Raw genomic sequence first — 14,664 nt, 5'->3', positions numbered from 1 at the left:
TCCATATGTTTTAGTCATGGAAATATTTCGAGGATGGAAATCCATAATAAAATCCCAGAGGATATTCTGGGATTTTATTTAGTTTGGATAGATCATTTTAAGAGTCTTTTTCGTAATTACCATATTATCCTCATAATTTCCCCATAATATTCCCACATTCATTATTTATACTATTTTTACACTTCACGAATGCTTACAGGAGGGATTGAAATGGAGGATAAGGAGAGAAATCCAGACATTCAGGAGAACAGCAATAATCAAGAGATAAAAAAAAGTAATTTGGATGAAAATAATGAGGAATCGGTAGTTTCTGATTTATTACATGTTCTTGGAATCAAGAAAAAATCTAAAGAACAAGGGAAAGAACAGGCAGAGAAAATATATGACGATATTACAAATAGAAATGAAGAAAAAAACTTTCAGAGAAATCAGGAGGATACGCCGCTTCAGATAGAAAATATTAATCTTGAAGAGATAGAGCAGGTACTATCTGATTCATTAGATGATTTTGAATTAAATAAAACGCCAACCAAACGCAATACAAGGTGGAAGATTATAGGAATAGCAGTGACTATATTTTGGGTCGTTGGTGGACTTGTGTGGAAGTTCCTTCCGGATTTAGTTGAGTCTCGACCTCCAAAACCTGACGTGGTGGGTTCATATAACGGTAACAATATAACTATTGATCAGTTGAATCAATTTATTGAAGTTGAATCAGCAAAAGAACAGGAACATATTTTTTGCCCAACTCATGGATATGATCATTCAAAATGCGATTCCACAGAGGAATGCGAAGTTCATCCTATTGATTCACTTAACGGTTATCAGCAAATGGTTACCAAGCTGGCAGTAGAGAAGATTGTCAATGACTGGGCGGAGAAAAAAGGAATTACAAACCGTGAAGAAGTGCAGCATGGGATGGAGGATTTGCTGAATGACGCTACGGTAGAGCAATATATGGCAGATTTGCATGAAGATAATATTGTTCCGGAATCTATTCCAAAGCTAGAAGTGCAAGAATATTACAATAAAAACCAGAAGGATTTTGATGGCAAGACATTTGAAGAGGTGGAGGATGAAATTCGCCAGACATTGTCGAATCAAAAAGATGAGAGTTTTATAAGTGATTATATTGAAGAGTTGAAAAAAACAGCAGGTCTGCAAGTCAACTTTGAAGTGCTACAAATAGACTCTCCGACGGATGAAGAGATAAAAAACTATTATAATGTTAACCTGGAACAATATCGGACGGAAGAAAAGGCTGAATACAGTGAGTTTAAAATAGCTAAGGAAAAAGCTGACATAGCGAATAAAGCGATACGTAGGATTAAAGGAGGTGAAAGTTTTCAAGATGTGGCGACAGCTTTTTCACAATCAGGGAAAGTGACAAAGGGAACTCTGACAAAAGGGACAGATGACGGTAGTACAAAAGCTGTTATCTGGGAAATGAAGGAAGGGGAAGTCAGCGATCCTATTGTGAATACAGATGGAACGGTAAGTATTCTGAAGCTGGATAAAAAGCAGGCAACCGGGACCAAACCTATTTCAGAGGTTTCGGATAAAATCAAAGGAACCCTTATGCTGGAAAAAATGGATAAAGAATATACAGAAAGAAAAAATGATATGCTCTTTTCTGTTCATAGCAGACGATACACTTTAGGTGAATTCTATACGGAATTCAAAGAACTCTCGGAAGTTTATAGACAGAAACTTTTGACTTATGAATCAAGAAAAAAACTTGTAGAGCAAATCATTGCAAAAGAACTCTTACTTGAAAAAAGTGAGGACGGTGCTTCTTCGGACGGCAGTAAAACACATGATTTTGAAGAACTGAAAATACAGTATCTTTACCAAGTCATGCATCAGGAGGAAGTGGATGCAAACTTGAAAGAGCCTACGGAAGAAGAAATTGCAAAATATTATGAGGAAAATAAAGAACTCTTAACAACGCCTGCTACTGTGGAATTGAGCATGATCTGGATTGATCAGGGAACAAATGGGGAGAAAAAAGAGCAGGCTTTGACAAAGGCAAATGAAGCGCTTGCTTCCGTACGTGATGGAGAGGATTTTGCGGAGGTGGCAAAAAAGTATTCGGAGGATTCTTCTGCATCTTCCGGTGGGGAGCTTTCTGGTACCTTCGATAAAGGTCATATGGTGCAGGAAATATCAGATGTTGTTTTTTCTCTGAAAAAGGGGGAATTTAGCGAAGTGCTGGATTACAATAAAGGATATTACATTTTTTATGTAAGAAATCGCATGGAGGAGAACCTTGCATCTTTGGAGGAATTGTCGGAAGGAATAAAGAGTCATTTACAAGAGCAGGAACATGATCGGCAGATACAGGACATGGAAGAGAAAATGCTGGAAGAGGCGGAGTTTAAAATATATAACAGAACATTAAAGAAACTTCTAAAAGAAGAAAAAAATAACACATAGACACATTTGAAAGGAGAGAAAAATGGGCAGAAAGGAAAAAACGATATTCATAACGCTTATTGCAAATATCATTTTGATTGTACTGCGGTTTTTCCTAGCAAAAATATCGGGGAGCATAGGACTGGAGGCAAACGCATGGCATTCATTTACGGATGTTTTCGTGACAAGTGTAGTATTTGCCGGACTGATGGCAGCGAGACATGGCACAGAAAAACTACGGTTGGCATCTAAAAAGTTGGAACATTTACTCGCAATTTTTGTATCAGTATTTATATTTATTATGGGAATAGAAATCTTGTCTGATGCATTAAGCGGGGAACAGACAGAGCTTAAATATGTGCCATTTGTAGCGGCTGCAGCTTTTGTCGGAGTAGCAATTAATTATTTCATGGCAAGGTACAAAATTTATGTAGGAGAGCAAACAGGGTCGTCAAGCCTTATAGCGGATGGTTACCATTCAAAAATGGATATGTACTGCTCTATAGCTGTGTTAGTGGGAATCGTAGGTTCCTTGTTTGGAATGCCGGATCTGGATAAGATCTCTGCGGTTGTTGCAATGGTATTACTGATGATATCAGGCTATGAAATATTTACATCTAATTTGTCTATGCTGCTACATCCAGAAATGGAACAGAGGACGGATGTACATATGGGACATGTGCATGGTTTTCATGGAAATAAGAAGATGATTGCCGGTATAGCTGGTGTGCTGACCGCTGCCTATCTTTTGTCCGGAATCTATTTTGTGGGTTTAGATGAAACCGGAGTTGTTCGCAGGTTTGGAGCTGTTGTGAACGAAAAAGTAACGCCTGGGATTCATTATCGACTGCCAGCTCCGTTTGAAGAGGTTAGTATTATAAAGTCAGATAATGTTCAGAAGATTGAGGTAGGGGTACAGGAACTTCTGACTGGAGATACAAACTTGGTTAATGTCAACCTAGTGGTAAATTATCGGATTAATGACACATCGGATTATGTGTTGAATGTATCTGATGCCGAGTTGCTGATTCAGTCAGGAGCAACCACAAGCATACGTAAAATAGTAGGAAAGAGTACAATTGATTATATTCTTACAGAAGGAAAAACAGATATTGAAAAAAGTGCAAAAGGGCTTTTGGAAGCTGTGATGGAAAAGAATGGTACAGGTATAGAAATTGTCAATGTACAGCTTGTACAGGCAGATCCGCCGGAAAGTGTAATGGCAAGTTTTCAGGATTTAGCAACAGCACGGCAAGATAAGAGTATATACATCAATGATGCATTGGCTTATAAAAACACGATTATTCCACAGGCCAATGCAGACGCTTATAAACTGGTAGCTGATGCAGAGAGTTATAAACAGAATAAAATCAGTACAGCGGAAGGAGATGCGTCCCTGTTCACTGCAAGACAGCAGGAATATGCGAAGTCAAAGGGGGTTACTGAGTTCCGGATGTATATGGAAGCGATGGATAAGGTCTTGCCAAATGTACAAAAGGTGCTATTAGGAGTAGGTGTTAATGTTGATAACGCAGAACTATGGATTGCAAACCAGAAGAATGCATCAACACAATCGGAGGAATAGATGTGAAAAAACGGTGGAGGTAATCGAGATGATAAAAATAAAGAAAAGAATATCTAAACATATGATAGTTGGAGGTCTGTTGACAATAGTAATTTTTGTAGCGGCTCTTGTAGTTTACAAGGTGGATGTTACTCAATATGCGGTAGTGACACAGTTTGGAAATCCGGTAAGAGTGGATGAAAATCCAGGCTTGAAAGTGAAACTTCCGGATCCTATCCAGTCAGTTCAGTATCTTGATAAGAGGGTACAGGTATATCAGACTTCTTCTATAGAACTACTAACACTGGATAAGAAAAGTGTGGCATTGGATTATTATGGAACATGGAAGATAGTAGACCCGATAGCATTCTTGAAAACGGTGAAAAATCAAGTGGGTGCAGAATCACGGCTTATGGATGTATTTTCTTCAAGTCTAGGAGTGCAAATGGGAAAATATAATCTGGAACAGCTTGTTAATACAGATGAACAGAAATTGGAACTAGATAAAATGACAGAAGAAGTAGTGGTATATGCGAAAGATCAGGCGGCAGATTATGGAATAGAAGTTGTGGACGCACAGATTCGTGTATTGAATTTTCCAGAAGCAAATAAGCAAAGTGTCTACGACAGAATGAGTGCAGAGCGGGAACAGATGGCACAAAAATATCGTGCAGAAGGAAGTGAACAAGCGTCAAATATACGTTCTGATGCAGAAAAAGAGCAACAGCTTATTTTAGCTGAAGCTTATAAAAAAGAGCAACAAATCAAGGGAGAGGGTGATGCGGAAGCTATTAGAATTTATGGAGAGGCATTCCAGAAAGATCCTGATTTTTATGAATTTATCCGTACCTTGGAGACTTACGAAAAAACGATAGATGGAAATACTACTTTGATATTACCGTCCACGGCGGAAATCTTGAAGTATCTAGGTGGTAGTTCAAAATAAGGCGAGGAGGACAGGCTATGTGGAAACGAAAAAAAAGAGTTTCCCCAGATAAAAAAGGCGAAAGCTTCTTAGAAAAAGGGAAGAAACTAGCTGGAAAAATAAATGGAAAAGAAGGCCGAACTGTGAGAAAAATTACAGTTATAATAAAGAAGATATTCCGAGGAACCGGTGGGAATACTATAAATGATTTGAAAAATGCATTTGGTCATATTAATCCTAGAAAAGCGATTCTGGCTGTTGGAGGTGCGGTAGTTGTTATATATTTGCTAACAGGAATATATATTGTTAGTCCTGGAGAACAAGCTGTCATTCGACGATTTGGAGTGGTGCAGGTACAGCCGGTGGAGGAAGGATTACACTATAGATTACCATTCCCGATTGACCAGGTGCAAAAGGTAAATGTATCAGAAGTAAGACGAGCTGATGTAGGGATGTCGCTACCGGAACATGTACATCAGCCAGAGGAAGAACCGCAGGCGATTCAGTTGTTAACAGGTGATGAGAATATCATTACGACACAGGCAGTTGTTCATTATAAAGTAGTGGATGCAGCCAAATTTTTGTATAACATCAATGGGAGCAGTGAGCAATTGGTACGTTACAGTGTTGAATCTGCTCTTGTACGAATGATGGCAAACACTGCCGTGGATGATGTACTAAGTTCGGAAAAGGTTGTAGCACAGAACAATATTTTGCAAATTGCACAGAATATTTTAGATAAATATGATTCAGGTATGCAAATTACGGCTTTTAATATTAAGTCAATTGTTCCACCGGGTGAAGTATCAGATGCCTTCTTGGATGTTACAACTGCAAAAGAGGAGAAAGAAACAGCTATTAACGAAGCAAATGGTTATTCTAACAGCTTGATTCCACAAGCGCGTGCTGATGCAGAGAAAAAAATTTCTGCGGCGGAGGCTTATAAGGAAGAACAGATTTCGCGCGCAACAGGTGATACTGAAAAATTCCTGAGTATGCTAAAAGAATACCAGAATAATTCTGCAATTTATACGGAGGATACGACAAAATACAGATTGCTTCTGGAGACATTGGATAAGATTCTTCCAACAGTAAAGATGTATATTGTTGATTCATCAGGTGGTAATGTGGATGTGAAACTGTTTGACCCGAGTCTTCAAAGTGGTATGAATATTACAGATAGCTCTGGGGTGCAAGCACAGGATTCGGGAAATTAACATATAAGCAATTCCATCGGCATGCATAAAATAATATGTCTGATGTTTATATAAAGGGGCAATAGATGGGAAAGAAGGGGTTTGAGTAGATAGAGATTATGCAACCACATGTTTTCAATCCCATCTGCCCTATGAGATTTCATTATTGTGAAATAGTTTTAAACTAATACATACAGAATAACCTTGGGTAAATTATCAAATTGATAGAGAGGAGGATAGTAAGGAAGATCTAGTACTGCCATTGGGAATTATTCCATGACAGTACAGACCATCATTATGCTGTTATATAAAGAGATTGTAATTTTGGTGATAATAGTGTTTGCTATAGTCATGATTCTTATTGGGTTTGCTGTTATCATGACGAGGTATCACATACTTAAAGGGAGTTTGGAAACAGACGATAAAGAATACATGATGAAGATTACAGTTCCAGAAGAACGGATGGATAAAATAAATTTTGATGTAGTTATAAAACAATTTACCATATCGAAGGAATTGATCATGATAAGGACATCTGAAAAAAATAAAAGCTGTGAATATTATTATCATGTATTGATTAAGTCAAAAGCTGAAAAACAGGCTTTACTGACAAATATATATAAAATGAGTGGAGTATTGGAAGTAAGATATAATAGAGACCATAAAGATAATTAGCTACTGTCTGATTATCCTTATGGTCTGCTTTTTATTAAGAAATATATATTTTAGTGAATGTTGGAATGAATTCTTCGATATTCCAACGGAAGCATTTGGTATACTTCATGAAAAGCTGTAGAAAAGCGGCTCTGGCTTGTATAACCGACTGCTTTAGCAATCTGTGAGATGCTGTTATTGGTTTCGGTAAGCAGTATAGCAGCTTTTTCTAGTCGGTGCTCTCTCATGTGTGCAGCAAGAGAATCTCCATATACTGCTTTAAATACAGATTTCAAAGTTGTAGGGTTCATTAGATACTGTTTTGATAACTCTTCAATTGTTATCCGGTGGTTTATGTTCTGTAAAAGGTAATCATGGATTTGGCGGATAATTTCCACCTGTTCCGACTGGTATTTCCCTGGTTCTTTTCCGGAAGTGATTTTAAATTCACTAAGATAGAGAAGTAGCTCGAGGGATTTCAATATGAAATATTGTTTCCTGAGATTTTCGGATAAATTATAAAATCCAGAAAAGATTGCTTCTGTTTTTTCATTGCCTGTAAGTAAGGAGAAATTTCCACGAGAGCAAAATTTTTCCGAAAGCATCTGCCCTGTTATTTTTGTCCCTCTTAAGAGTTCTGGGGGTGCCTGATCAAATTGTGAAAGATCAATGCAGACAGTAAGTCCTTCATAATGACCGCTGGGCAGAGTCATGACGGAACCGGCGCATAGTTGCCTTGTGTGAAGTGAGAAATCACCAGGACCAAGGTAGATGGAACGACCGTTTTTCATATTCCAGCCGATTCGTCCATAGCGACAATAGTTAATTTCCAAAAGTTCCTTTTCTGGTTTGTGGTTACAGGAAATCTGTTCTGCTAAATAATCTTGAAAAATAATAGTAATTCCAGTCAATAATTTCCATGAAATTTTTTTGCCCTTACCATTTGGAAGCGTATCAAGGTGTTCAGAACAGACAGGAGTATCTATGCAGGGATATGTCTGTTCAAAAAGGATTCCGTCCGGGATATTTATGAGTTCATTCTTGATTTGTGTAATATATTCGTTATACAAAAGGCACCTCGTCTTTCTGATAATTAATAGTCAGATTATCAATATCTACTGTTTAAAAATATCCTTTTTAGAAATGTTTTTATCCATTTTGGAAGGGACTGTCTGCAACCTGTTGACTTCCATTTGTGCAGTAATTATACTACAAACATAACAATTAAACAAGTGCTTAATGGTTAAATCTAAAAAGTGAAAAGGAGAATTTGTAATGAAGAAAACCTATAAGATTGAAGTTGATTGTGCCAACTGTGCTAATTTAATGGAAGATGCAGCAAGAAAAACAGCTGGTGTTGCTTCTGCTACAGTTAATTTTATGACTCAGAAGATGATTGTAGAGTTTGAAGAAGGCAAGGATGCAAAGCAGGTAATGAAAGAAGTTTTAAAAGCCTGTAGGAAAGTAGAACCTGACTGTGAAATTGAGATTTAGTTAGAAGCAGTATTTTATGGCGCTCCGGATGCAGAAAGCGGAAGGGGCGCTGATTTGAAGTATATAATTCAACAAATAAGCAAATATTAAATTGAAAGGAGGCTTCGTTATGACAAAGAAGCAGAAAAAAATGCTGGTTCGGATTCTTATTTCGGCGGTCATGGTGGTAGGTTTAAAACTCCTGCCGTTTAATGGATTTATAAATATAGTACTTTATATGGCGACATATTTGGTGATTGGCTATGATATATTACGGAAGGCCGGAAAGGGAATTGTGAACGGTCAGGTGTTTGATGAAAATTTTTTGATGGCTGTGGCGACAGTCGGTGCTATTGCACTTGCTACTTATGAAAAGAGTGGTGATTATAGTGAAGCAATTGCTGTTATGCTGTTCTATCAAGTAGGAGAATTGTTCCAAAGTTACGCTGTGGGTAAAAGCCGCAGAAACATTACTGCCCTCATGGACATCAGACCAGATTATGCAAATATTGAACGTGATGGGAAGTTGAAAAAGGTTGATCCAGATGAGGTTGGTATTGGAAACGTGATCGTGGTACAGCCGGGTGAAAAAGTTCCTATTGATGGAGTTATCATAGAAGGAACTTCAGCTTTGAACACCAGCGCACTTACCGGAGAAAGCATGCCAAGAGAGGCCGGTGAGGGAGACGAGGTAATCAGTGGATGTATCAATATGACAGGGGTACTGAAAATCCAGACTACAAAAGAATTTGGAGAATCAACAGTTTCTAAAATCTTGCAGCTAGTGGAGGATTCTAGCTCTCGTAAGTCACATTCGGAGAATTTTATTTCTAAATTTGCAAAAATTTATACACCAGCAGTATGTATTGCTGCACTGTTGCTGGCAGTTTTACCACCTGTTTTTAATTTAATTACAGGAAATGCGGCAAACTGGGCAAACTGGATTTATAGTGCGCTTACATTTCTTGTAATTAGCTGTCCGTGTGCATTAGTAGTTAGTGTGCCACTCAGTTTTTTCGCTGGAATAGGTGGAGCCAGCAAAGAAGGTGTTCTGATTAAAGGCTCAAATTATATGGAAACATTATCCCAGACGAAAGTTGTAGTTTTTGACAAGACAGGGACACTGACTCAAGGAGTATTTGAGGTGAGCGGTATTCATCACAATGAGATGGAGCAGGAGAAACTTTTAGAATACGCAGCTTTGACAGAATGTTCTTCCTCCCATCCGATTAGCAAGAGCCTTCAGCGGGCCTATGGAAAAGAAATTAACCGTAGTCGTGTGACAGATATTGAAGAAATCAGCGGACATGGATTGATCGCAAAAGTAGACGGCATTGAAGTGGCGGTCGGTAATCCTAAGTTGATGAAAAGGCTGAATATTCCGTATGTGGACTGCCATTCAGTTGGAACTATCATTCATGTAGCAATTGATGGGGCATATGCTGGTCATATTGTAATCTCTGATATTGAAAAGCCAAATTCTAAAAAGGCAATTGCGGAATTGAAAAAAGCTGGAGTTGAAAAGACTGTTATGCTTACAGGAGACGCAAAGAGGGTTGCTGAAAAAGTTGCTTCTGACCTTGGCATAGATGAAGTCCACAGTGAATTACTGCCTAGCGATAAGGTTACTCAAGTGGAACGATTGTTAGAACAGAAAGGGAAAAAAGCGAAGCTAGCTTTTGTAGGCGATGGCATCAATGACGCTCCGGTGCTTGGACGTGCCGACATAGGAATTGCTATGGGAGCAATGGGATCCGATGCGGCTATAGAAGCAGCAGATGTGGTATTAATGGATGATGATCCAATGAAGATTGCTAAAGGGATTAAAATTTCTAGAAAGTGCATCTCTATAGTTTATCAGAATATTGTATTTGCTTTAGTTGTAAAATTTGTTTGCCTTGGTTTGGGTGTGGTTGGTATTGCAAATATGTGGATGGCAATTTTTGCTGATGTAGGGGTGACAGTAATCGCAGTATTGAATGCAATACGTGCTTTGAGAGTACACAATCTATGATAATTAACGATTAATGTTTGACTTGTAATAAACTTAAATATATAGGCGCAGACACCAAAAGACTGCGCCTTTTTTAGGAGAATAAATATACAAATGAAAAATGTATACGATACGGTTCAGGTTGATTATAGTCAATTGGCTGAATTTTTTAAGGTGTTGGGTGAACCTACAAGGCTTCAGTTACTTTTTTTGCTGTCTGACAGAGAAATTTGTGTCAGTGAGTTGACAGGTTATCTCAATGCATCACAGTCTACGGTATCCCATCAGTTAAATATATTAAAAGCTCATAAACTCATAAGAAGACGCAGAGAGGGCAAGCAGATATATTATTCTGTATCTGATTGCCATGTGAGTTTGGTTACCAAGTTAGGAATAGAAATTGTTACAGCCCGGAAATAGTGAAAGTTTATTAGCTTAATCTCCACATAATCCCCACATCATTCTGATATAGTAAAACGAACAAGATTAATTAGGTTACATGTGAAAATATTCCTATATGAGAGGTGAGATTATTTTATGGAAAGGCGAATATTTATGATTCAGGGACTGAACAATAAAGATTCTGCAGATAGGATATGTGAGGAACTAAAGAAGATTGTAGGAATAAATAAAATAGAAATTTATTTTGAGACGGGGCAAATGATTCTTGAAGCAGATTACGTATCTATGCCGAGGATTATAAATGCGATTATTACCATCACATCTATATTGGACTATAGAGTTACGATTATAGAGGTAGATTGAAGCGAGGACAGGATATGGAACTAATGGAAAGTACAAAAAAAAGGACGGTATTGATTGTAGATGATGAGATCAAGATTACGGAAGTGTTGGAAGCATATTTAAAAAATGCAGGATATCAAACAAAGTCAGTACATAGTGGACAGAAAGCAATAGAGGCGGCAGAGGAACTGAAGCCGGATTTGATTATTTTGGATTTGATGCTACCGGATATTATGGGAGAAGATGTCTGCCAGATGATTCATCAGAAGCAGGATATACCTATCATTATGTTGACTGCAAAAATAGAAGAAAATAATATGGTCAGGGGTCTGCAGATTGGTGCGGATGATTATATTGTTAAGCCTTTTAGTCCAAGGAATGTATTGGCCAGAGTAGAGACGGTGTTAAGGCGCACTCAGAAAAGGATGGAGGAAAATAAGCAGGATGTTGTAATCATAGGAAATCATTATATTACAGTGGATTTTACATATCGGAAGGTAGAAAAGCAGGGGGAGGAAATCCATCTTACACCGACAGAATATAAAATTTTTGAACTATTGGTTAGGTCACCAAACCGTGTATTTAGCAGGGAACAGATTATATCTTATGCATTGGAGGATGAATTTGCGGGATATGATCGGAGTATTGATACTTACATAAAAAGTATACGACAGAAAGTGGAACCAGATGGAAAGATGCCTAGATATTTTGTGACAGTGTACGGTGTTGGATATAAATTTGTGTTATAAGAGGTGAATATGAAAACCATTAAGAGTAAATTGATTTTGACATATTCTTTGATTTCTATTGCCGTCATCTGTTCCATTGCTGTTGCGTTTATATTTAATATGGAGAGAGAATTTGAAAATTATGCTAAACGACAGCAGGAACAGAGAATATCCAATATCGTGAATGAATTACAGGACTTATATGATGCGGAAACTGGAAGTTTTAGTCAGGAACAGGTAGAAGTTATAGGAAATGCTGCAATGCAAAATGGGGTTTTTATCCATTTGGAAACAAAAGGTGGAGAAATGGATTGGGATATTCAAACACACAAGAGTGAAGAATGTCAACTTGTTTTAGAACATGCTGAGAGTAATATGCGTAGCAGATATTTTAATTTTCAGGGTAAATATCAGGAAGAAATATATACTCTGTCTTATGAAAATAAAAGCGTTGGAAAACTTACGGTTGGCTATTATGGACCGTATTCTTTTTCTGATGAGGAACTGCGTTTGATGAATAATCTCAACATCTGTTTTGTAGTTATTGGTGGGGTGTTTGTTGTAATAGCTATTATAATGGGAGGAATCATGGCACGAAAAATAGCGGAACCAATTTCAGATGCTGTCCGGGTGGCGGAAAAAATAGCGAATGGTGAATATGGAGTAAAGTCTTTGGTAACAAGCCGTACTGCAGAGACTCAACAGCTGATTACTGCAATTAATGAAATGTCGCAAACATTGAAAAAAGAGGAAGAACAAAAGCAGCAGATTACTGCGGATGTAGCTCATGAGCTTAGGACACCCTTAACCAACATACAGAGTCATTTGGAAGCGATGATTGATGGTATATGGGAGCCAACAGGAGAACGTTTGGAAAGCTGTAGAGAAGAGATTCTCAGACTGTCAGGGATTGTGAAGCAACTCCAGGAACTGTATTTGTTGGAGAATCGGAAGGGAATACTTAGATACGAGGATTTTGATTTTTATGATATGTGTAAGCAGTTATACTACAATTTTGATGTTCAATTGGATAAGAAAAATCTGACATTTAACTTGTGTATAAAGCATGGCGATATAATTTGGGGAGACAGGGCGCGTATTATGCAATGTATGGTTAATCTAATTGGTAACGCAATAAGGTATGCCGAACCCCAAACAGCCATTTGGATAAGGTATTTAGAAATGGATTATATGATTGAAATCCAAGTAGAAAATATAGGAAATCCAATTCCCAAAGAATGTCTGCCACATCTGTTTGAGCGCTTTTATAGAGTAGATAAATCGAGAAATTCAAAAACTGGAGGAATGGGGATTGGATTGTCAATAACAAAAGCAATTGTTGAACGACACGGTGGGAAAATTTGGGCAGAAAACAGAGACATAAGAACCTTATTTTTTATTACTTTGCCCAAAAGAATAGAAAAAGAGGCGAAGTTATGAAATGAAATGTAGAAAATTAAAGTTAATATATTTTTTACTGAGTAGTATTTTATGTATGATGCTTCTTGGAATTGTACTGGCTATTTATGAAAAAAAGGTGGATGAAGAAACAATGGGATGCGGAATATCCATATATGGAATGGATATTTCGAAATGTACCCTGGAACAGGCAGTAAAAGAGATTGAAGAGACATTTCGAAATAAAGAAGTTGTTTTCCAGGAAAATGGGAAAAACATATTTGAGACGACAGTGGGAAATATGGGATATGCACTGGAGCCGTCTTTATTGAAGAAAGAACTTTTGAAAATAAAAAAACAAAGAGACCAAAAGCGTGGCCTGATTGAAAAAAGAAAGAATTATTCGATAGAGTATGAAATTAAAATGGAAAATAAGTTGGAAGATGTTTTGAATATCGAGGATTTCAATTTAGGAGAACGAATAGAATCATCAGATGCTTATATCGTTTACGACAAACAGAAAGAAGCATTTATTTTAGTGGATGAAATACAAGGTAATCAGATTGACAAAAAGAAGTTGGTTGAACAAGTGTATAATGCTTTAGCAGAAGACTTTGAAGAACAGCTGATCTCTAGTCGTTTAGAAATAAAAATAAATCGTCAGGTATATCAGACAGCTGTATCATCAGAAGAAAGTGATCTAAATAGAAAATTAGAAGAATTAAACAGACAGCTTTTGCAATACCGGACAACAACGGTTTCTTATATATTTGGCGATACTGTCGAAGTTTTGGACAATGAAAAAATATGTTCATGGTTAATTGTCAGTGGGGACAGTATAAGTGTTAAGGAAGAAGACGTAGTAGCTTTTGTTAAAGAATTGTCTTCAAAATATAACACAATGTACGTGCCTCGTTCTTTTAAGACTTCTTTTGGAGAAAAAGTAATTATCAGTGGAAATGAATATGGTTACTGGATTGACAAAGATGCGGAATTGCAGAAGTTGTTAGAAGATATAAAGAGTGGTAGTGATGTAAAACGAGAACCGGTTTACAGTAAACAGGGGTTGAGGAGGAACGGAAGTGATGATCTTCAGGGAAGTTACATAGAAGTAAGTTTAGATAAACAATATTTATGGCTTTATAAAAATGGAAAGCTTGTTACAGAAACAGATATTATCAGCGGACTTCCTAGTGAGGGATTACAGACGTATCGTGGGTCATGGCCAATTGCATATAAAGCAAGGCCATTTACACTGAGCAGTGATATTTATGGATATGAGGTAGAAGTGGAATATTGGATGCCGTTTGTGTATGGACAGGGACTCCATGATGCGGACTGGCAGGATGCATTTGGTGGCGAGTTATATAAGACAAAGGGAAGTCATGGTTGCATCAATCTTCCTAAAGAACAGGCAAAAATTATTTATGATACGATTGAAGCAGGTTATCCGATTATTATTTACTCAAACTTCCCACACCGATAAGGTGTTCTGTACCTTGAAAATTCAATATTTCAGCCAATAAAAAGGGCATAAATAACGCTCTTTTGATATAATGGAATTGTCCAGAAAC

13 protein-coding genes are annotated in these 14,664 nt (G+C 37.4%); 12 read left to right on the top strand and 1 reads right to left on the bottom strand.

Annotated elements, in window-relative coordinates; genetic code table 11:
- Positions 1–210: 210 nt before the first annotated feature.
- From ACTNB3_RS08045 to ACTNB3_RS08025, 5 genes are all read left to right on the top strand, one after another.
- Positions 211–2,436: a peptidyl-prolyl cis-trans isomerase gene (locus tag ACTNB3_RS08045; RefSeq protein ID WP_347375390.1), complete on the top strand. Its 2,226-nt coding sequence runs from the start codon at positions 211–213 to the stop codon at positions 2,434–2,436.
- 22 nt (positions 2,437–2,458) lie between these two features.
- Complete coding sequence (hflK, locus tag ACTNB3_RS08040) at positions 2,459–4,000, top strand: FtsH protease activity modulator HflK (RefSeq protein WP_235250995.1); 1,542 nt, start codon at positions 2,459–2,461, stop codon at positions 3,998–4,000.
- Between the two features lie 28 nt (positions 4,001–4,028).
- Complete coding sequence (hflC, locus tag ACTNB3_RS08035) at positions 4,029–4,925, top strand: protease modulator HflC (RefSeq protein ID WP_235250994.1); 897 nt, start codon at positions 4,029–4,031, stop codon at positions 4,923–4,925.
- A 17-nt stretch (positions 4,926–4,942) separates the two neighbouring features.
- Positions 4,943–6,121, top strand: a complete 1,179-nt coding sequence (gene hflK, locus ACTNB3_RS08030) for an FtsH protease activity modulator HflK (RefSeq protein ID WP_235250993.1) — start codon at positions 4,943–4,945, stop codon at positions 6,119–6,121.
- 255 nt (positions 6,122–6,376) lie between these two features.
- The gene (locus ACTNB3_RS08025; RefSeq protein ID WP_427738640.1) at positions 6,377–6,775 is read left to right on the top strand and encodes a hypothetical protein; all 399 of its coding nucleotides are present in this window, start codon (positions 6,377–6,379) and stop codon (positions 6,773–6,775) included.
- A 50-nt stretch (positions 6,776–6,825) separates the two neighbouring features.
- Here ACTNB3_RS08025 and ACTNB3_RS08020 read toward each other — a convergent pair whose 3' ends face one another.
- Positions 6,826–7,824, bottom strand: coding sequence for a helix-turn-helix transcriptional regulator (locus ACTNB3_RS08020; RefSeq protein ID WP_427738641.1), 999 nt, complete (start codon positions 7,822–7,824; stop codon positions 6,826–6,828).
- Positions 7,825–8,029: 205 nt separating this feature from the next.
- Here ACTNB3_RS08020 and ACTNB3_RS08015 point away from each other — a divergent pair, with 205 nt between their 5' ends.
- The 7 genes from ACTNB3_RS08015 (at position 8,030) to ACTNB3_RS07985 (ending at position 14,576) form a co-directional block, all read left to right on the top strand.
- Positions 8,030–8,248: a cation transporter gene (locus ACTNB3_RS08015; RefSeq protein WP_235250825.1), complete on the top strand. Its 219-nt coding sequence runs from the start codon at positions 8,030–8,032 to the stop codon at positions 8,246–8,248.
- Between the two features lie 109 nt (positions 8,249–8,357).
- Positions 8,358–10,241 (top strand): heavy metal translocating P-type ATPase, encoded by a 1,884-nt coding sequence (locus ACTNB3_RS08010; protein ID WP_235250827.1) that lies wholly within the window; start codon positions 8,358–8,360, stop codon positions 10,239–10,241.
- A gap of 93 nt (positions 10,242–10,334) precedes the next feature.
- The gene (locus ACTNB3_RS08005) at positions 10,335–10,640 is read left to right on the top strand and encodes an ArsR/SmtB family transcription factor (RefSeq protein ID WP_235250829.1); all 306 of its coding nucleotides are present in this window, start codon (positions 10,335–10,337) and stop codon (positions 10,638–10,640) included.
- Positions 10,641–10,757: 117 nt separating this feature from the next.
- Positions 10,758–10,985, top strand: coding sequence for a hypothetical protein (locus ACTNB3_RS08000; RefSeq protein WP_347375393.1), 228 nt, complete (start codon positions 10,758–10,760; stop codon positions 10,983–10,985).
- A 23-nt stretch (positions 10,986–11,008) separates the two neighbouring features.
- On the top strand, positions 11,009–11,713 hold the full coding sequence (locus ACTNB3_RS07995) for a response regulator transcription factor (RefSeq protein ID WP_235250833.1): 705 nt from the start codon (positions 11,009–11,011) through the stop codon (positions 11,711–11,713).
- A 9-nt stretch (positions 11,714–11,722) separates the two neighbouring features.
- Positions 11,723–13,132, top strand: coding sequence for a sensor histidine kinase (locus tag ACTNB3_RS07990; RefSeq protein ID WP_235250835.1), 1,410 nt, complete (start codon positions 11,723–11,725; stop codon positions 13,130–13,132).
- 1 nt (position 13,133) lies between these two features.
- Positions 13,134–14,576: a L,D-transpeptidase family protein gene (locus ACTNB3_RS07985; protein ID WP_441025011.1), complete on the top strand. Its 1,443-nt coding sequence runs from the start codon at positions 13,134–13,136 to the stop codon at positions 14,574–14,576.
- Positions 14,577–14,664: the final 88 nt, after the last annotated feature.

Origin of the sequence: Bariatricus sp. HCP28S3_D3 (assembly GCF_052065755.1) — a bacterium.
Taxonomy (GTDB): domain Bacteria; phylum Bacillota; class Clostridia; order Lachnospirales; family Lachnospiraceae; genus Allocoprococcus.
This window is presented reverse-complemented; position numbering and strand designations above follow the sequence as displayed.